Annotated in this window: 13 protein-coding genes and 4 pseudogenes; 14 read left to right on the top strand and 3 right to left on the bottom strand. The window is 68.9% G+C overall.

What is annotated here, in order from left to right; translation table 11 throughout:
• Positions 1-100 precede the first annotated feature (100 nt).
• The 7 genes and pseudogenes from KXD97_RS33395 (at position 101) to KXD97_RS25440 (ending at position 7,728) form a co-directional block, all read left to right on the top strand.
• A pseudogene (locus tag KXD97_RS33395) lies at positions 101-1,019 on the top strand (IS5 family transposase).
• A 148-nt stretch (positions 1,020-1,167) separates the two neighbouring features.
• Positions 1,168-2,664, top strand: coding sequence for an APC family permease (locus KXD97_RS25465; protein WP_260758147.1), 1,497 nt, complete (start codon positions 1,168-1,170; stop codon positions 2,662-2,664).
• Positions 2,657-3,148: pseudogene (locus tag KXD97_RS25460) on the top strand (GMC family oxidoreductase N-terminal domain-containing protein); the annotation flags it as partial. The gene KXD97_RS25465 and the pseudogene KXD97_RS25460, both read left to right, overlap by 8 nt.
• Positions 3,149-3,197: 49 nt before the next feature.
• Positions 3,198-4,071: pseudogene (locus tag KXD97_RS25455) on the top strand (IS5 family transposase).
• A 14-nt stretch (positions 4,072-4,085) separates the two neighbouring features.
• Positions 4,086-5,114, top strand: a pseudogene (locus KXD97_RS25450) (GMC family oxidoreductase); the annotation flags it as partial.
• Complete coding sequence (locus KXD97_RS25445) at positions 5,089-6,936, top strand: putative nucleotidyltransferase substrate binding domain-containing protein (protein ID WP_260753367.1); 1,848 nt, start codon at positions 5,089-5,091, stop codon at positions 6,934-6,936. The pseudogene KXD97_RS25450 and the gene KXD97_RS25445, both read left to right, overlap by 26 nt.
• A gap of 12 nt (positions 6,937-6,948) precedes the next feature.
• On the top strand, positions 6,949-7,728 hold the full coding sequence (locus KXD97_RS25440; protein WP_260753361.1) for an IclR family transcriptional regulator: 780 nt from the start codon (positions 6,949-6,951) through the stop codon (positions 7,726-7,728).
• Here KXD97_RS25440 and KXD97_RS25435 read toward each other — a convergent pair.
• Both KXD97_RS25435 and KXD97_RS25430 read right to left on the bottom strand, forming a co-directional pair.
• Positions 7,694-9,325: an alpha/beta hydrolase family protein gene (locus KXD97_RS25435; protein WP_260753358.1), complete on the bottom strand. Its 1,632-nt coding sequence runs from the start codon at positions 9,323-9,325 to the stop codon at positions 7,694-7,696. The genes KXD97_RS25440 and KXD97_RS25435 overlap by 35 nt on opposite strands.
• On the bottom strand, positions 9,322-9,594 hold the full coding sequence (locus KXD97_RS25430) for a hypothetical protein (RefSeq protein ID WP_260753357.1): 273 nt from the start codon (positions 9,592-9,594) through the stop codon (positions 9,322-9,324). The genes KXD97_RS25435 and KXD97_RS25430 overlap by 4 nt, the downstream gene beginning before the upstream one ends.
• A 104-nt stretch (positions 9,595-9,698) precedes the next feature.
• Here KXD97_RS25430 and pafA point away from each other — a divergent pair, with 104 nt between their 5' ends.
• The 7 genes from pafA to KXD97_RS25395 all read left to right on the top strand — a co-directional run bounded on the left by pafA (position 9,699) and on the right by KXD97_RS25395 (position 18,016).
• Positions 9,699-11,057: a Pup--protein ligase gene (pafA, locus tag KXD97_RS25425; RefSeq protein ID WP_260753356.1), complete on the top strand. Its 1,359-nt coding sequence runs from the start codon at positions 9,699-9,701 to the stop codon at positions 11,055-11,057.
• 61 nt (positions 11,058-11,118) lie between these two features.
• Positions 11,119-12,150: a YafY family protein gene (locus tag KXD97_RS25420; RefSeq protein WP_260753354.1), complete on the top strand. Its 1,032-nt coding sequence runs from the start codon at positions 11,119-11,121 to the stop codon at positions 12,148-12,150.
• Positions 12,147-13,142, top strand: coding sequence for a YafY family protein (locus KXD97_RS25415; protein WP_260753353.1), 996 nt, complete (start codon positions 12,147-12,149; stop codon positions 13,140-13,142). The genes KXD97_RS25420 and KXD97_RS25415 overlap by 4 nt, the downstream gene beginning before the upstream one ends.
• 30 nt (positions 13,143-13,172) lie before the next feature.
• Positions 13,173-13,418 (top strand): Sec-independent protein translocase subunit TatA, encoded by a 246-nt coding sequence (gene tatA, locus KXD97_RS25410; protein WP_260753351.1) that lies wholly within the window; start codon positions 13,173-13,175, stop codon positions 13,416-13,418.
• Positions 13,419-13,493: 75 nt separating this feature from the next.
• A complete protein-coding gene (gene tatC / locus KXD97_RS25405) occupies positions 13,494-14,444 on the top strand; it encodes a twin-arginine translocase subunit TatC (RefSeq protein ID WP_260753349.1) in 951 nt (316 codons plus the stop codon).
• On the top strand, positions 14,428-17,199 hold the full coding sequence (locus tag KXD97_RS25400) for an RNA helicase (protein ID WP_260753342.1): 2,772 nt from the start codon (positions 14,428-14,430) through the stop codon (positions 17,197-17,199). Before tatC ends, KXD97_RS25400 begins: the two co-directional genes overlap by 17 nt.
• Before the next feature lie 55 nt (positions 17,200-17,254).
• Positions 17,255-18,016, top strand: a complete 762-nt coding sequence (locus tag KXD97_RS25395; RefSeq protein ID WP_260753340.1) for a DUF4333 domain-containing protein — start codon at positions 17,255-17,257, stop codon at positions 18,014-18,016.
• A gap of 12 nt (positions 18,017-18,028) precedes the next feature.
• Here KXD97_RS25395 and KXD97_RS25390 read toward each other — a convergent pair whose 3' ends face one another.
• On the bottom strand, positions 18,029-19,015 hold the full coding sequence (locus KXD97_RS25390) for a 5'-3' exonuclease (protein ID WP_260753339.1): 987 nt from the start codon (positions 19,013-19,015) through the stop codon (positions 18,029-18,031).
• Positions 19,016-19,052: the final 37 nt, after the last annotated feature.

Genomic DNA, 19,052 nt, shown 5'->3' with positions numbered 1-19,052 from the left:
GCTTGAGACGCCCCGCCCCATCAACCCACTAATTCAGCAGACTCCTAGGGCGTGTCTCCCTTATGGGACTCGGTTTTGAGGCGATGCTGTCGAGGTGACGATGGCTTCGCGGTTCCGGTTTTTCAATGATGCCCAGTGGGAGTTGATTTCGAGGCTGTTGCCCTCCAATGAGGGGCGTCGCGGGCACCCCTTTGGTGACGATCGACGGGTTGTCGAGGGCATCATCTACCGGTACCGGACCGGGATTCCGTGGCGTGACCTGCCTCGTTCGGAGTTCGGGCCCTGGCAGACGGTGTGGAAGCGCCATCGTCGCTACGCCGGTGACGGTACGTGGGATCGGGTGCTGATGGCACTGTTGGCGACCGCCGATGCCGACGGCCGATTGGACTGGACGGTATCGGTAGACGCCACGATCAACCGGGCGCATCAGCACGCGACGAACACGACCCGACCCGATCAGGACACAGGGGGCTGGGTCGAATTACACGAATCTGCCGCTGACCGAGTGCGAACCCGCAGGTCACGGTATCGGGCGGTCACGGGGTGGATTGACCACCAAGATCCACACCGCCGTCGACGGCAACGGTCGACCACTGGCTGTGGTGATCACCGGTGGGCAACGCAACGACCAGGCGATGCTGGCAGGTGTGCTCGACGAGATCGTCGTGCCGCGCCACCACGGACGGTCGCGTTCGCACCCGGATGCGGTGATCGCCGACCGCGCCTACTCCAGCGGGGTCGCACGACGGATGCTGCGCGATCGTGGGATCGCCGCGGTCATCCCGCAGAAAAGCGACGAGATCGCCGCACGGCTACGCCGTGGACGACGAGGCGGGCGACCGCCGGCGTTCGACGAGATCCGCTACAAGCAGCGCAATCTCGTCGAACGATCTTTCGCCCTGCTCAAACAATGGCGCGGACTGGCCACCCGCTACGACAAGCTCGCCATCGTCTACCGCGCCGCCGTAGTCCTCAGCGCGTGCATCATCTGGACACGCCATATGGGAGACACGCCCTAGGGCCCACCGGGCTCGCGGAATACCAGGAACTCAAACACATCTGGCACAACACCGCTCCCACTGCTGCGGGTTGGTTCAAAGGTTAGTCCGTCCGGGGAAGGGGCAGGCTCGCACGACGGTGATCAAACAGATCCATGCCGACAGTGGCATGGAGGATTTCGGCTACAAGGAGTCACTGGACCGCAGCATCGGGAAGTTCGCCAGCTTCGCCGCAGGCGTCAGCTACATCTCGATCCTGACCGGCACATTCCAGCTCTTCTACTTCGGTTACGGCACCGCCGGACCGGCCTATCTGTGGTCGTGGCCGATGGTGTTCGTCGGTCAGATGGCCGTCGCGCTGTGCTTCATGGAACTGGCCGCGAAATACCCGGTGGCGGGCTCGGTTTACAACTGGAGCAAGAAGCTGGCCAGCAGGCTGGTCGGCTGGACCTCGGGCTGGCTGATGCTGACGGCCTCGATCGTGACCATCTCGGCGGTCGCGCTGGCCTACCAGCTGAACCTGCCCCGGCTGTGGAGCGGCTTCCAGGTCATCGGCGACGGCAGCGGCACCTACGACTACGCCGCCAATGCGGTACTGCTCGGCACCGTGCTGATCGTGTTCACCACGTCGGTCAACGCGCTCGGGGTGCGCCTGATGGCGCGCATCAACTCCAGCGGCGTGTTCATCGAATTGATCGCCGCGGTACTCATCGTGTTCCTGCTGGCGATCAACGTGCAGAACAGCCCGGATATCTTCTTCTCCACCAACGGCTACGGCTCGGGGGAGAGCATGGGCTTTCTCGGCGCGTTCCTGATCGCGTCGCTGGCGTCGGGTTATGTGATGTACGGATTCGACACCGCGAGCTCACTCGGCGAGGAGACGGTAGAACCGCGCCGCACCGCGCCCAAGGCGATCGCCCGCGCCATCCTGGCCTCGTTCGTGATCGGCGGCGGCATCCTGGTGTTCGCGGTGATGGCCGCGCCCAACCTTGCGGACCCGCAGCTCGGCGAGAGCAGCGGCGGTCTGCAGTACATCGTCGAGCAGGTGATGTGGGGCCCGCTGGGCAAGATCTTCCTGGCGTGCATCGTGATCGCGGTGACGGTGTGCTGTCTGGCGGTACACACCGCCGCGATCCGGCTGACGTTCGCGATGGCCCGGGACAACGCGCTGCCGTTCGGCGAGAAACTGGCCACGGTCAACCCGCGGACCCAGACCCCGATCGTCCCGGCCGTGACCATCGGGATCATCGCGGTGATCATCCTGGTCGTCAACATCACCAATCCGCAGATCTTCACGGTGCTGACCTCGATCGCCATCATCATGATCTACCTGGCCTACCTGATGGTCACCGGCCCCTTGCTCAAAAAGCGGCTGCAAGGGCATTGGCCGCCGGCGGATCTCAAGGAAGGCGGCTACTTCACCATGGGCCGCTGGGGGCTGCCGGTCAACATCGTGGCCGTGGTGTGGGGGATCGGGATGGCGGTAAACCTCGCCTGGCCGCGCGCCGCGGTCTACGGTGAACCCTGGTACAACACCTGGGGCGCGTTCGTCTACATCGGCATCATCGTCGGCGCCGGGCTGCTCTGGTACTTCCTCAAGGGGCGCAAGCACATCGGCACGTTGAAGTCCCATGCCGCCGAGACCCTGGCGGACGTTGATGGCTGAGGGCGCGACCTTCGATTACGTCATCGCCGGCGGCGGTACTGCCGGATGTGTGCTGGCGGCAAGGCTTTCCGAGGATCCGGACGTGACGGTCTGCCTGGTCGAGGCGGGCCCGTCCGATGTCGGCGACGACGCGATCCTGGTGCTGTCGGACTGGATGCACCTGCTCGACTCCGGCTACGACTGGGACTACCCGATCGAACCCCAGGAGCGCGGAAACTCGTTCATGCGCCACGCCAGGGCCAAGGTGCTCGGCGGGTGCTCGTCGCACAATTCGTGCATCGCGTTCCATCCGCCCGCCGAGGCGCTCGACGAATGGGTGGCGATGGGCGCCACCGGATGGGGGGCCGGGGACGTGCTGCCGCTGGTCCGGCGGCTCACCGAGACCGTGGTGCTGCGCGACGTGCCGCCCGAGGATCCCTGCGGCACAGCGGTTCTCGACGCCGCGGCGCAAGTCGGCATACCCACGGTGAAATTCAACCGCGGCTAGGGCGTGTCTGCTTAATGTGAACGATGTTGTGCCTGATGCTGTTTAAGTGTTACGGACTGATGTGATTTCTGATGACTTGTGGTCGGTGATTGAGCCGGTACTGCCTTCGGGTCGACGGCGCGGGCGGCCGTGGAACGATCATCGGGTGACGCTGGAAGGAATTATCTGGCGTTACCGGACTGGATCTCCGTGGCGCGATCTGCCCGCGCAGTTCGGCGCCTGGCAGTCGGTGGCTGAACGTCACCTGCGGTGGTCCACCGACGGCACCTACGCGCAGATCTTCGCAGCGATCTCCCGTGACATCGATGTCGATGACGCTGACGCTGAGCTGGTCGAACTGCTGCTGGCGGTGGATTCGACCAGCGTGCGTGTACATCAGCATGCCGCTGGTGCCCGCCCTGGTCGCCACACAGGGGGATCTGTCGAATTACAACAAACACCCCGATGAGCCCGATGACCATGCCATCGGCCGTTCACGCGGCGGGCTGACAACGAAGATCCACGCGCTGGCCGATCAACGCTGCAGCGCGGTCACCATGGCACTGTCGCCGGGGCAAGCCGGCGACAACCCGATGCTGTGGCCACTGCTGACTGCCCATCAGGGCCCAAAGTTTCGGCTACTCGCCGATAAGGCGTACTCCCATGACTCGACCCGAGCCCGACTGCGCCAGCTCAAAATCGCCCACACCATTCCCGAGCGCAGCGACCAGATCGCCCGCCGAAAGAGCCGGGGAAGCAAAGGCGGACGGCCACCGGCGTTCTCCGGGCGAATCTATAAGCACCGCAACACCGTCGAGCGATCCTTCAACCGCTTCAAGCACTGGCGAGGTATCGCCACCCGATACGACAAATACGCGCTGAGCTACCTCGGGGGCGTCACCCTAGCTGCGATCATCATCTATCACCGCGTCCGCAATTAACAGACACTACCTAGACGATGCGCAACGGCGCGGGCTGGTTCCAGATCAACGCGACCGCGGATGGCACCCGGCTCTCGACCAGCCACGCGTTCCTGCACCCGATCCTGGGCACCCGCCGGAATCTGGAGGTCCGCACCGATTGCTGGGTGTCGGAGATCCTGTTCGACGAGCGGTCACGCGCCGCCGGGGTGCGCTACCAGCGACCCGACCTCACCGGCTATGACACGGTGTCCGCGCGGCGCGAAGTGATCGTCACCGCGGGTGCGATCGACACCCCGAAGTTGTTGATGCTCTCCGGCATCGGGCCCACCGCTCACCTGCGGGAGATCGGCGTCGAGGTGCGGGTTGACTCACCCGGCGTCGGGGCCAACCTCGACGACCACGTTGAGGGGCTGGTGTTCTGGCAGGCCGCCCAGCCCATGGTGCGCACGTCGACCCAGTGGTGGGAGATCGGCGTGTTCACCACCGTCGACGACGGCCCGCGCCAGCCGGACCTGATGATGCACTACGGCAGTGTCCCCTTCGACATGAACACCCTGCGCCACGGCTACCCGACCACCGACAACGGTTTCTGCTTGACGCCCAACGTGACCCAGGGCCGATCCCGGGGCACGGTGCGGTTGCGCTCCCGCGATTTCCGCGACCGGCCCAGGGTGGACCCGCGCTACTTCACCGACCCCGACGGCTACGACGAACGCATCATGCTCGCCGGCGTCAGGCTGGCCCGTCGCATCGCCGAACAGGCGCCGTTGACGCCGTGGGTGGGTGCAGAACTGGCGCCCGGCCCCGACGCGACCACCGACGACGAACTGCTCGACTACATCCACCGCTGCCACAACACCGTCTACCACCCGGCAGCGACCGCGCGGATGGGTGCGGTGTCGGACCCGATGGCGGTGCTCGATCCGCAACTGCGGGTCAAGGGGGTTACCGGCCTGCGGGTGGTGGACGCCTCGGCCATGCCGAAGTTGCCGTCGGTGAACCCGAACATCACCGTGATGACGATGGCGGAGAAGTGTGCCGACCTCATCAGAGCCACCTGAGAAGGCCGGCCTGGCCGCGTTCCTGGCCGCTCACACACCGTTTCAGGGATCGACGCAGGACGAACTCGACGCACTCGCGGGCGGGGCGTCGCTGACGCAATTTTCTGCCGGGGTGGTGGTCGCTGACTACACGGGCCGGGTGCCCGACGAGGTGTGGATGGTGCGCGACGGCGCCGTCGCGTTGCGGACCACCGGCGACGGCGCGCTCATCGACATCGTGACCCCGGGCGGGATATTCGGGTACATGCCGTTGCTGGCAGGCGCCGGAATGGATTTCGAGGCCAGAACCACTGCGCCCAGCACGCTGGTGCGGCTTCCGGGAGCGTTGGTGCGCGCGCAGTTCGCCAAACCCTCGGGCCTGGCGTTCCTGGCATCCTCGGGCTGGAACCACGCCGCCGAGCGGTCGACTCTGATGCCCGCCCCCGACAGCACGCCGGTCAGCGAGCTGGTGCGTGGCGAGGTGCTCGTCGTCGAACCCGGCGACGCGGTGCGCGACGTCGTCGTGAAGATGACCGAACGCCACGTGTCCTACGCACTGGTGCGGCTGCCCGACGGCGCGCTCGGCATCTTCACCGACCGCGATCTGCGCGCCCGCGTCGTCGCCGCGGGTGTGCCGGTCGACGTCGCGATCGAACGGGTGATGAGTGCGCCGGCCCGCACGGTCACCACCGATCTGAGCGCCGACAGCGTGCTGATGGAGATGCTGGAATGCGGGCTGCGGCACATGCCGGTGCTGACGCCGCGCGGCGAGGTCGTCGGCGTGCTCGAAGACGCCGATCTGCTGGCCGCGACCGCCCGGCAGAGCTTCACGCTGCGCCGCGCCATCGCCCAGGCGGGCACCGCCGCCGAACTGCAGGCCGCAGGCAAACGCGTGACCGGCACCGCCGTCGACCTGTTCCGCAGCGGCACGAAGGCCGCCGCCACCAGCGCGATCCTGTCGGTCGTCGTCGACAGCCTGGTCCGTCGCGCCCTGGAACTGGTTGTGGCCCAACCGCAGTACCGCAACCTCGACGGATTCGCCTGGCTGACCCTGGGCAGCGTGGCCCGGCGCGAGGCGATGCCGTCCTCGGACGTGGACAGCGCGCTGTCCTGGCGCGACGAACTCGGCGGGCAGGCGCCGCGGCTGCGTGCCCTCGCCGCCGAGGTGCACGGAATGGTGGACGCGTCCGGCCTGCCGTCGGACCGTAACGGCGCGGTCGCGTCCAAGACGATGTTCTCGCGATCGCAGTCGGACTGGCTGCACACCGCGCAGGGCTGGCTGAGTGACCCGCTGCGCGACCGCGGGCTGGTCCTGTCGTCGTTGCTGATCGACGGCCGCGTGGTGTGGGGCGACCCGGGCCTGCACACCGTGCCCGCCGCCTACCAGCGCATCCGTGAACAGCATCCGAACGCTTTGCGGCTGCAGCTGCTCGACGCGCTGTCGGGCAAGATGCGCACCCGCTCGCTGCGCGACGTGTTGTCGCGCCGCGGGGGCACCTTCGACCTGAAGAACCACGCCGTGACCCCGGTGGTGAACCTGGCCCGGTGGGCCGGGCTGACCGCGGGCGTCACCTCGGCGAGCACCCCGACGCGGTTGCAGGCCGGCGCCGAGGCCGGGGCGCTCAGCGAGCGCGATGCCCGCACCCTGTGCGACGTGTTCGCGATGCTGCAACGGCTGCGGATGACCCATCAGGTCGAGCAGGTCGCCGCCGGGCACACCCCCGGGGACATCATCACGATGTCGGAGCTGTCCCCGCTGAACCGCAGCCTGCTCGGCGACGGTCTGCGTGAGATCGCCGCGGTCCGGCGGCGGGTCGGCAACCTCGGGCTCACCGGCGTATAGGCTCACTGCGCAATGGCCACCGACGACCGAGCACCGGCTGCCGTGCAGTCGGTGGACCGCGCGCTGACAGTGCTGGAGATCGTCGCCGGCCTCGGTGCGGCCGGGGTCACCGAGATCGCCGCCGAGCTGGGTGTGCACAAGTCCACGGTGTCCCGGCTGATCGCGGTGCTGGAGGCGCGCGGCTACGTCGAACAGGTCTCCGAACGCGGCAAATACCGCCTGGGTTTCGCGATCCCGCGGCTGGCGCACGTCGCCGGAGGCCAGATCGATCTGGTCAAGCTCGGGCAGGAGGCATGCGATGCGCTGAGCGCCGAGGTGGGGGAGACCGCCAACCTCGCGGTGCTCGACCAGGACCGCATCGTCAACATCGTGGAGACGATCGGCCCCGCCGAGATCACGTTGCGGACCTGGGTGGGGCAGACCTGCCCGGCGCATGCGACATCCAGCGGCAAGGTGCTGCTGGCCGGGCTGGACCCCGCCGAACTGCGGTCCCGGGTGCGGCCGCCGCTGACGGCGTTCACCGACGCCACCGTGACCGGCATGGTCGAACTGCAGGACCAGTTGGCGGCGGTGCGTGACCGTGGCTGGGCGAGCGTGTGCGAGGAGCTCGAGGTCGGGCTGAACGCCGTCGCCGCGCCGGTGTTCGACGTGCACGCGCAAGTGATTGCGGCGCTGAGTGTTTCGGGTCCGTCCTATCGACTCGCGGTGGACCGGTTCGACGAGGTGGCCAAGCAGACCGTCGCGGCCGCTGACCGTGTCAGCCGCCGGCTGGGCTGGACGGCCCGCGGCTGACGCCCACCGGGCGGTCCCCGGTGATGACCGCCAGGATCGTCCGCCACGCGTCCGAGGGCCGGTTCAGCATCCCGCTGTGCGCGCCCCACCCGGCCACCGGGCTGCCGTCGTCGTAAACCCCTGTGCGCAAACGGATCACGCCGGTGATCTCGTCCGGGTCGACGCCGTGGGGTCCGCCGGGGATGCCCTGCACCAGCTCGATGAAATCGCCGGGCGCGGTCATCGAATACCGCTGCACGCCCGGATTGCGGTTGTGCCAGTCGCCGGCGTCGTCGACGCCGACTCCGGCGCCCGCGGCGGCCAGGAACACGGTGCGGTCCGACGTCAGCCCGAGCGTCTCGGCGGTCCCGACGATGGACCCGCCGTACGAGTGGCCCAGTACCGTCACCGGCACGCCGTCGGGCACCCGCCGGTCGAGGTCCTCGGTGAATGCCACCAGTCGCGGCGCCATCTCCAGCGCGTAGTGCGGGTCGGCCGCATCGAACAGCACGTCGGCGGGGTTGTGCACCTGCGGGAACGGTCCGCCCAGGTAGGTGATCACCGCGACGTCCCCGCCGGTTGCTGCGACGAACCGCTGCGCGGTCGCGGTGTTGGCCGCCGAGCCTTCGATCGTGGTGTTGACCCCCGGCACCAGCACCGCGACGCTGCGCGCGGCGGCGAGGTCGCCGTTGAGTTCGACCAACGAGGCCCGGCCGGGATCGAAAGCGACGATGGTGCGCTGGAGCCGGCCCGCGCCGGTCGGGTCGTCGATCTCGCCGAGCAGGCTGCGGTAGAAGCCGATGCGCCGCTGCGAGGGTTCGTCCGCGCCGGCCTCGGCCAGGATCGCGGTCGCGATGTTGAGCCGGTTGGCGGCGGCACGCATGTCCCAGGGCACCCCGTCGGTGTTGCCCACCTGCTGCGGGAACTCCGCCACCAGCTGCGCTCGCTGATCCGGCGTCATCGCCGCGATCTGGGTGGCGATCCGGTCCTGACTCATCCTCGGCCACCCGTCCACGACATCGCCGCCGCGCACCGGCCACGCGCCGGCCGGCACCGTCGCCGCCGGCCGTTCCGTCGGCGGCGCAGCGGAGCTGCCCAGCGCGGCGGTGATGTCGGCGGCGGCGTCGGTGTCGGCGTCGCCCAGACGCTGCAGCGCTGCCCCGATCCGCGCGGTCAGCTCGGTCGCGCGCAGCTCCAGCAGATCGGTGGCGAGGGCACGCTGCCCGCCCGAGAGCAGCACCAGCAGCGCAGCCGGGTCCGACGCGACCGTCACCGAACCGTCGTCGGCGACGGCCAGACCGGCACCGTGCGCCTGCTCGACCGCGCCGAGCACCTCGGCGCGCGCCGCGCTGATCTGGTCGGCGCCGTCGCCGGCGGCCACCGCGGCCGTCACCAGACGCCGTGCCGCCGCGGCGCCCAGCGCGGCGATATGACGCGCGCGCTCGCGGGCGGCGTCGGCCGCGGCGCCCGTCCAGTACTCCACGCTGCGCTCCGCCTCCGCGAGGGATTCGCTCACCAGCGCGGTCAGGGTGCGTGCGGCATCCTCCCAGCCGGTGCTCAGCGCCAGCAGCGCCTCGGGGCGCCACCGCTGCGCCATCGTGACGGTCGGGGTGGTCACCGGAACCGGTCGCCGTTGGCGGCGTCGGCGTCTTTGAACGCGTCGACCGTGGTGCGGGCGGCCTCGGCCCACCCGGTCAGCCCGGTGACGACGCCGTCGAGGTGAGGCGCCAGCAGTTCGCCGGTCCTGACCTCCGTCACCGCCGACCCCGGCATCGCGGCGGGCTCCAACGCGGGCCGGCGCAGGTCGTCGATGTCGGCCGCCGTGCGGTCGAAGCGGCCCGCCAGCTCATGGACGCGGTCGGAGTCAACGTGCGCGATTTCCCCCATGGCTCATGCTGACAGACCGGCCGGACCCGCCCACCGGGTTATCCACAGGCCCTCATCGAGTGTCCGGCCGACCTGTGAGCCGAGCAACAAGTAGTCTCGATGAGGTGCAGCGACGAATCATGGGCATCGAGACCGAATTCGGTGTGACCTGCACGTTCCACGGCCATCGCCGGTTGAGTCCCGACGAGGTCGCCCGCTATCTGTTCCGGCGGGTGGTGTCGTGGGGCCGCAGCAGCAACGTCTTCCTCCGCAACGGCGCGCGTCTGTATCTCGACGTCGGCAGCCACCCCGAGTACGCGACCGCCGAATGTGACAGCCTGACCCAGCTGGTCACCCACGACCGCGCGGGTGAACGGGTGCTCGAAGACCTCCTTATCGACGCCGAACAACGACTGGCCGACGAGGGTATCGGCGGCGACATCTACCTGTTCAAGAACAACACCGACTCGGCGGGCAACTCCTACGGCTGCCACGAGAACTACCTGATCGTGCGTGCCGGCGAGTTCTCCCGGATCTCCGATGTGCTGCTGCCGTTCCTGGTCACCCGCCAGCTCATCTGTGGGGCCGGCAAGGTGCTGCAGACCCCGAAGGCGGCGACGTTCTGCCTGAGCCAGCGCGCCGAGCACATCTGGGAGGGCGTGTCGTCGGCGACCACCCGGTCACGTCCCATCATCAACACCCGCGACGAGCCCCACGCCGACGCGGAGAAATACCGCCGGCTGCACGTCATCGTCGGTGACTCGAACATGAGCGAATCCACCACGATGCTCAAGGTCGGTTCGGCCTCGCTGGTGCTGGAGATGATCGAGGCCGGGGTGGCCTTTCGGGATTTCTCCCTGGACAACCCGATTCGCGCGATCCGGGAGGTCAGCCACGACCTGACCGGCCGGCGGCCGGTGCGGCTGGCCGGCGGCAGGCAGGCCAGCGCCCTGGACATCCAGCGCGAGTACTACGCCCGTGCCGTCGAATATCTGCAGACCCGCGAACCCAACACCGAGATCCAGCAGGTCGTCGACCTGTGGGGGCGCCAGCTCGACGCCGTCGAGAGCCAGGATTTCGCCAAAGTCGACACCGAGATCGACTGGGTGATCAAGCGCAAGCTGTTCCAGCGCTACCAGGACCGCTACGACATGGAGCTGTCCGACCCGAAGATCAGCCAGCTGGACCTGGCCTACCACGACATCAAACGTGGCCGGGGAGTGTTCGATCTGCTGCAGCGCAAGGGCCTGGCCGCGCGCATCACCACCGATGAGGAGATCGAGGCCGCGGTCAACACCCCGCCGCAGACCACGCGGGCCAAGCTGCGCGGCGAGTTCATCAGCGCCGCGCAGGAAGCCGGCCGGGACTTCACCGTCGACTGGGTGCACCTCAAGCTCAACGACCAGGCGCAGCGCACCGTGCTGTGCAAGGACCCGTTCCGGTCCGTCGACGAGAGGGTCAAGCGGCTCATCGCGTCGATGTGAGTCGGTGTCCCCACGCGCCTCGTGCCGGGGATCGCGCCCGGCGCGCTCTAAGCTCTAACCCGTGGGGATCTCGAAAGTCGAACGCCTGATGAATCTGGTCATCGCGTTGCTGTCCACGCGGTCCTTCATCACCGCCGAACGGATACGCGAGACGGTGTACGGCTACTCCGACGATGCCAGCGATGAAGCATTCTCCCGAATGTTCGAGCGCGACAAGAACGAGCTGCGCGATCTCGGTATCCCGCTGGAGACCGGACGGGTGTCGCCGAGCGACCCGACCGAGGGGTATCGGATCAATCGGGACGCCTACGCGCTGCCCGCGGTGGAGCTGACCCCTGACGAGGCCGCAGCGGTGGCGGTGGCGACCCAGTTGTGGGAGTCGCCCGAGCTGATCACCGCGACGCAGAGCGCGCTGCTGAAGTTGCGGGCCGCCGGCGTCGACATCGAGGCCGACGACGATGTCGCGATCACCTCGACCGCTGCGCTTCCTGGGCTACGGGGGTCGGAGGAGGTGCTCGGAATCCTGTTGGCCGCCATCGACTCCGGGCGGGCCGTCCAGTTCCGGCACCGGCCGTCACGCAGCGAGCCGTACGTCACCCGCACGGTCGAACCGTGGGGGGTGGTCACCGACCGGGGAAGGTGGTACCTGGTCGGTCACGACCGCGACCGCGACGCCGTGCGGACGTTCCGGCTGTCCCGCATCGGAGCCGACGTGACCCCGATCGGGCCGTCGGGTGCAGTCAGCAGACCCGAGGACACCGATCTGCGCGAGATCGTCAAACGGGTCGTGGGGGACTGGCCGGCGACAGGGCAGGCCCGGGTGTGGGTCGCCGCGGGACGCGCCACCGCGCTGCGGCAGCGCGGCACCGTGACCGGACCCATGACGATCGGCGGCCGGGCAGGCGATGAGATCACCCTCGACATCGGGATGTTCGACCGGCTGGCCCGTGAGGTCGCCAGCTACGGGGCCGACGCGCTCGCGCTGGAGCCGCAGTCCCTGCGCGACGACGTGATCACGCGGCTGCAGGCCCAGCTGTCGCCGATCGGCGGCGTCGGCGAGGCGCAGGCACTCCGAGAGACACAGGCACGATGACGGCGGTCAGCGCACGGCTGGTGCGGCTGCTGAACATGGTGCCGTACTTCCAGGCCAACCCGCGCATCACCTACACCGAGGCCGCCACCGATCTCGGCGTCAGCGTCGATCAGCTCCGGGAGGACCTCAACCAGCTGTGGATGTGCGGGCTGCCCGGCTACGGCCCCGGCGATCTGATCGATTTCGAGTTCTCCGGCGACACCATCGAGGTCACGTTCTCGGCCGGCATCGACCATCCGCTTCGGTTGACGTCCCCCGAGGCCACCGGGGTGCTGGTCGCGCTGCGGGCACTGGTCGACGTGCCCGGCATGGTTGACCCGGAGGCCGCGCGCAGCGCCATCGCCAAGATCGAGTCCGCCGCCGGCAAGGTCGGCCACGGCGTGGAGGGCGCCGCGGTCGAGGAGCCGGCCCCGGTGGAGAGCGAGGCTGCCGCGGCCGTGCGCACCGCCGTGCGGGACGACCGGGCGCTGGCGATCGAGTACTACGCCGCCTCCCACGACACCCTGTCGAGCCGGGTCGTCGATCCGATCCGGGTGGTGCTGGTCGCCGACCACAGTTATCTGGAGGCGTGGTGCCGCTCCGCCGAGGCGGTGCGGCTGTTCCGCTTCGACCGCATCGTCGACGCCCGGGTGCTCGACGAGCCGTCGGTGCCGCCGCCGCCGGCGGTGCAGGCCGGCCCTGACACGTCGCTGTTCGATCCTGACACCGCCGATCCGTCGCTGCCGACGGCGACCCTGCTCATCGACCGGTCGGCGGGCTGGATGTTCGACTACTACCCGTTGCGGGTGCTGCGGGAATTTGACGACGGGTCCTGCGAGGCGACCATGACCTACGCCTCCGATCAGTGGATGGCGCGCTTCGTGCTCGGGTTCGGCTCGGCGGTGCGAGTGCTCGGGCCGCCGGCACTGGCCGACCGGGTGCGGGAGTCCGCGGCCGAAGCCCTGAGGGCCTACCGCGCCGGTCGGGTCGGCATCGACCCCGCGGGCGAGTAAACTCGGCGCAGACGTCTGGAGGTAATCAAATTGGGTGGTCTACAACCCTGGCACTGGGTCATCGTCATCGCCGTGTTCGTGCTGCTCTTCGGTGCCAAGAAGCTCCCGGACGCAGCGCGCTCGCTGGGCAAGTCGATGCGCATCTTCAAGTCCGAGATCAAGGAGATGCAGGCGGATTCGCAGTCGCCCAAGTCGGATCGGTCGGACACGCCGACGCAGATCACGTCGGAGCGCGTCCCGGAATCCGAGCCGTCGCCGGACAAGCGCTCAGCCTGACCGGCCGGCCTGTGACACGCGGCGCAAGCCGCGTGTGTGACTTCGCGCCTGCGCGCAGCATCTAGGCGACCACCCGTGCAGATTTCCGTACTCTTCAAAAAGCTCGATCCGCGGCAGCGGCGTTCCCGGGTGAACCCGGACGGCACGATGTCGCTGGTCGACCACCTCGTCGAGCTGCGCACCCGGTTGCTGATCGCAGTGCTCGCCGTGCTGGCGACCACCGTCCTCGGATTCCTCTGGTACAGCCACGGCGTGTTCGGACTGCCCAGCCTCGGTGACTGGCTGCGTGGACCGTACTGTGCCCTGCCGGATTCGGCGCGCGCGTCGATCACTCCCGACGGGGAGTGCCGGCTGCTGGCAACCGCGCCGTTCGACCAGTTCATGCTGCGCCTGAAGGTCGGCATGACCGCCGGGATCGTGCTGGCGTGCCCGGTCTGGCTCTACCAGTTGTGGGCCTTCATCACCCCCGGGCTTTACGCCAAGGAACGCCGCTTCGCGGTGGCCTTCGTGACTCTGGGCGCGGCGCTGTTCATCGCCGGCGCGATCCTGGCCTACGTGGTGCTGTCCAAGGCCTTGGCGTTCCTGTTGACCGTCGGCAGCGACGTGCAGGTGACCGCCCTCTCAGGTGACCAGTACTTCGGCTTCCTGATCAACCTGCTGCTGGTGTTCGGGATCAGCTTCGAGTTCCCGCTGCTGATCATCATGCTCAACCTCGTCGGCATCCTGACCTATGAGCGGCTCAAGGCATGGCGCCGCGGCCTCATCATGGGCGTGTTCGTGTTCTGCGCGTTCGTCACGCCGGGCTCGGATCCCTTCTCGATGCTGGCGCTCGCGGTGGCGATGACGCTGCTGATGGAGATGGCGATCCAGGTCGCACGGATCAGTGATCGCCGCAAGGCGCGCCGCGCGGCCGCGGCAGCGATCGACGACGACGAGGCCGCACCCATCGGCCCGGTCGAGCCGGTCGAGGCGCCGACGGCGGTGCCTGCCCCGTCCCGCCTCGTGGTCGATGACGACGCAACCTGAGTCACCCCCGCCGCCGGACAGCGTGGCCGCGTTCGCCGCGCTGCTGCCCTTCGAGCTGGACCCGTTCCAGCGCCGCGCCTGCGCGGCGTTGGCCCAGGGCCACGGAGTGCTGGTCTGCGCACCCACCGGCGCGGGCAAGACCGTCGTCGGCGAGTTCGCGGTGCACCTGGCCCTGGCCGCGGGCCGGAAGTGCTTCTACACCACCCCGATCAAGGCGCTGAGCAACCAGAAGCACAGCGATCTGGTGCGCCGTTACGGTCCCGAACGGATCGGCCTGCTGACCGGAGACCAGTCCATCAACGGTGACGCCGACGTCGTCGTGATGACCACCGAGGTGCTGCGGAACATGCTGTACGCAGATTCGCCTGCGCTGCAAGGACTCTCATATGTGGTGATGGACGAGGTGCACTTCCTGGCCGATCGGATGCGCGGTGCGGTGTGGGAAGAGGTGATCCTGCACCTGCCCGAGGACGTCCGGCTGGTCAGCCTGTCGGCCACGGTGAGCAATGCCGAGGAGTTCGGCGGATGGATCACCGAAGTCCGCGGTGACACCACCGTGGTCGTCGACGAACACCGTCCGGTACCGCTGTGGCAGCACGTGATGGTCGGCAAGCGGCTGATGGATCTGTTCGACTACCGCGCCTCCTCCGCCGCCGGGCGCGATCTGCTGGTCGACCCGGAACTGCTGCGCCACATCGCGCATCGCCGGGAAGCCGAACGCCTCGCCGACTGGCAGCCGCGGGGCCGCGGCCGCGGCGGCCGCCCGCCGAGCCTGTACCGCACGCCGAGCAGGGTGGATGTGATCGGCGTTCTCCAGCACGCCGAACTGTTGCCGGCGATCACGTTCATCTTCTCCCGCGCCGGCTGCGACGCCGCGGTCAAACAGTGCCTGCGGTCGTCGCTGCGCCTGACCACCAACGAGGAGCGGGCGCGCATCGCCGAGATCGTCGACCGGCGCACTGCCGACCTCAACGACTCCGACCTGATCGTGCTCGACTTCCACGAGTGGCGTGAGGGCCTTCTACGCGGGATCGCCGCCCACCACGCCGGGATGCTGCCGACATTCCGGCACACCGTCGAGGAACTGTTCACCGCCGGCCTGGTCAAGGCCGTGTTCGCCACGGAGACACTGGCATTGGGCATCAACATGCCCGCCCGCACGGTGGTGCTGGAGAAGCTGGTCAAGTACAACGGTGAGCAGCACGTGCCGCTGACCCCGGGCGAGTACACGCAGCTGACCGGACGCGCGGGCCGGCGCGGTATCGACGTGGAGGGCCACGCGGTGGTGCTGTGGAATCCGGACGTCGACCCCGCCGAGGTCGCCGGACTGGCGTCGACCCGGACGTTCCCGCTGCGCAGCTCGTTCGCGCCGACCTACAACATGACGATCAACCTGGTGCATCAGATGGGACCGGCCCAAGCCCATCAGCTGCTGGAACGGTCCTTCGCGCAGTATCAGGCCGACCGATCCGTCGTCGGACTCGTCCGCGGCGTCGAGCGGGGTGAACGCATGCTCGGTGAGCTCGCCGCCGAGATGGGCGGTCCGAACGCCGCGATCCTCGACTACGTCCGGTTGCGGGCGCAGATCACCGAACGGGAACGCGCCCAGTCGCGGGCGTCGCGGCTGCAGCGCCGGCAGGCCACCAACGACGCACTGGCCACATTGCGTCGCGGCGACATCATCATGATCATCCAGGGGCGCCGCGGTGGGCTGGCCGTGGTGCTCGAACCCGCACGCGACGACGAGGATCCACGCCCGCTGGTGCTCTCCGAGCATCGCTGGGCGGGCCGCATCTCGTCGGCCGACTACAACGGCGCCGCCGGCCCGATCGGCAAGATGTCGCTGCCCAAGCGCGTCGAGCACCGCAATCCGCGGGCCCGCCGCGACCTGGCCTCGGCGCTGCGGTCGGCGGCGGCCGGTCTGGACGTCCCGTCGGTGCGCGTCCGCAGGAGTGGGTCCCCGCAGGACGGCGACGTGGATCCGGAGCTGATAGCGCTGCGGGACCGGGTCCGGGCGCACCGGGCGCACGGCTTGGCGGACCGGGAAGAGAAGGCCCGGTTGGCCGAGCGCTATCTGCGGATCGAGCGGGACAACGAGGCGCTGCGCAAGAAGATCGCCTCGGCGACGAATTCGCTGGCCGTCACGTTCGACCGAATCGTGGTGCTGCTCACCGAACGGGGATTCATCGCCGCGGCCGAAGACGGCGAGGGCACGGCTCCGGTCGTCACCGACGCCGGCAGACTCCTGGCCCGGATCTACAGCGAGAGCGACCTGCTGGTCGCGGAATGTCTGCGCGCCGGAGTGTGGGAAGGTCTGGACGCGCCCGAGCTGGCCGCCGCGTTGTCGGTGGTGCTCTACGAATCCCGCCGGGACGGCCCCGGAACTGGCGACGGCTCCGACATTCCGACTGCAAAGCTGCGCCGCGCGCTGAACCAGACCCGTCGGTTGTGGTCGGAGTTGAGGGCCGACGAGCAGCGGCACCGGCTCGCGCCGAGCCGCGAACCCGACCACGGTTTCGTCGCGGCGATACACCGCTGGGCGAGCACCGGCGATCTGGCCTCGGCACTGGCCGCGTCGGACACCGCGGGCACCGGCGCGTCGATGTCGGCGGGCGATTTCGTCCGCTGGTGCCGGCAGGTGCTGGATCTGGCCGACCAGGTCCGCGGCGCGGCGCCGTCGGCGGCTTTGCGGGCAACCGCAAAACGCGCCATCAACGACGTTCGGCGCGGCGTCGTAGCTGTTGATGCCGGGTAGTGTGTGGTGCCAGCAGGGCCCCCGGCACACCAGCCCCGGATGACCAAGGAGAGAAATGAGCGGACCGCAGGGATCCGACCCGACGCAGCCGTGGCCGGGTCAGCAGCCTGAACAGGGCACGGATCAGCCGGCGGGCGAATCGGCGGCCAACCAGGGCTGGCAGCCCCCGACTCCGGGCGCCGGCCAGCAGCCCGAGCAGCAGGGGTGGCAGCCGCCGGCGTACACGCCGCAGCAGTACCCGCAGTACCAGCAACCAACGCAGCCGCCGACGTATACGCCGGCGCAGTACCCGGCCGACCAGTACGGCCAGCAGCCCGCCGAGTACAACCCGGCCGGCTACCCGCCGCCCGGACAGTACAGCCAGCCGGGCGGATACGGCCAGCAGTACGGGCAGCCCAACGCCTACGGTCAACCGGGCCCCTACGGCCAGTACCCCGGTGCGCCCGGGTATCCGGCGCCAGGCCAGGAGGAAGGCTCGAAGCGTTCGCTGGCTGTGATCGGCGGAGTGGTCGGTGTGCTGGCCGCGGTCGTCATCGCCGCCGTGCTGGTGCTGGGCTTCTGGAAGCCGGGCTTCTTCGTCACCACCAAGCTCGACATCAATGCGGCCCAAGCCGGTGTGGAGCAGATCCTCACCGACGAGACCAACGGCTACGGCGCGAGAAACGTCAACGACGTGAAGTGCAACAACGGTGTGAGCCCGACGGTCAAGAAGGGCGACTCGTTCAACTGCGAGGTCAGCATCGACGGCACCAAGCGCCAGGTCACCGTCACCTTCCAGGACGACGACGGCACCTACGAGGTCGGCCGCCCGAAGTAACCGTAGAGCTTGTCAGAGCTTGTCTAAGGCGGACTGGAGTCGTCCGATCGACGACGACACGCCGTAGCGGTCGGCGAGTTCGGCGACTTTGCCGGGATGGCGGGCCGCCAGTGGCAGTTCATCACCATCGGTGGAGAACGAGATGTCGGCGTCGGTGGCCACCCGCACCACCGGTCCGGCCCTTTGGATGTAGTCGGCCGCGGCCAGCAGCTTGTTCCGGTGCGCCTTGGGCAGCCGCGACTTCGGGTCGTGTGCGGCGGCAACGATCCGCTCCAGCGACCCGTGCTGAGCCAGCAGCGCGGCCGCTGTCTTCTCCCCGATACCCGGGACGCCCGGCAGCCCGTCGGATGGGTCGCCCCGCAGCAGCGCCAGCTCTGCGTAGGCCGGCCCGGCCCGGTCGACGGGCACGTTGTAGGTCTCGGCTACCTCGCGTGGGCCGTACTTGACCGCCTTGGACAGCCCGCGGCCCAGATAAAGCACCCGGACCGGGACCGGCTCGTCGCGTACCAGCTGCAGCAGGTCGCGGTCGCCGCTGACCACCACCACGGGGTCGCGGCGCTCGCGTTCGGCGAGCGTGCCCAGCACGTCGTCGGCCTCGCACTGCTCGGCCCCGGCCGTCGGGATGCCGAACGCGTCGAGCATCTCCATGATCATGTCGACCTGCGGGGTCAACTCGTCGGGCACCTGCTCGATGTCGACGTCGGTGGCCGGGTTCGCTTCCTCGGCAGGGACAGCTACCCGGTGCGCCTTGTACGACGGGATCAGGTCGACGCGCCACTGCGGCCGCCAGTCGTCGTCCCGGCAGACCACCAGCCGGCGCGGCCGTTCGCGGGCGATCACTGTGGCGACCGCGTCGAAGAACCCGCGCAGCGCATTGACCGGCCGACCGTCCGGCGCGGTGATCGACGACGGGACACCGAAGAACGAGCGGAACCACATACTCGCACCGTCGAGCAGGACCAGCGGGGCTTCATTGGACGTGCGGGCCATGCCGGCCATCCTGCCAGGTCACCTTTCCCCGCGAGCAGACACAAAC

Origin of the sequence: Mycobacterium sp. SMC-8, assembly GCF_025263565.1 — a bacterium.
Taxonomy (GTDB): Bacteria; Actinomycetota; Actinomycetes; order Mycobacteriales; family Mycobacteriaceae; genus Mycobacterium.
This window is presented reverse-complemented; position numbering and strand designations above follow the sequence as displayed.

What these genes read in the sequence shown, in the direction of transcription:
- KXD97_RS25465 (WP_260758147.1), top strand. Translation starts at nt 1,168, where the DNA reads ATGGAGGATTTCGGCTACAAGGAGTCACTGGACCGCAGCATCGGGAAG.
- KXD97_RS25440 (WP_260753361.1), top strand. Translation starts at nt 6,949, where the DNA reads ATGGCCACCGACGACCGAGCACCGGCTGCCGTGCAGTCGGTGGACCGC.
- KXD97_RS25430 (WP_260753357.1), bottom strand. Translation starts at nt 9,594, where the DNA reads ATGGGGGAAATCGCGCACGTTGACTCCGACCGCGTCCATGAGCTGGCG.
- KXD97_RS25415 (WP_260753353.1), top strand. Translation starts at nt 12,147, where the DNA reads ATGACGGCGGTCAGCGCACGGCTGGTGCGGCTGCTGAACATGGTGCCG.
- KXD97_RS25400 (WP_260753342.1), top strand. Translation starts at nt 14,428, where the DNA reads ATGACGACGCAACCTGAGTCACCCCCGCCGCCGGACAGCGTGGCCGCG.
- KXD97_RS25395 (WP_260753340.1), top strand. Translation starts at nt 17,255, where the DNA reads ATGAGCGGACCGCAGGGATCCGACCCGACGCAGCCGTGGCCGGGTCAG.
- KXD97_RS25390 (WP_260753339.1), bottom strand. Translation starts at nt 19,015, where the DNA reads ATGGCCGGCATGGCCCGCACGTCCAATGAAGCCCCGCTGGTCCTGCTC.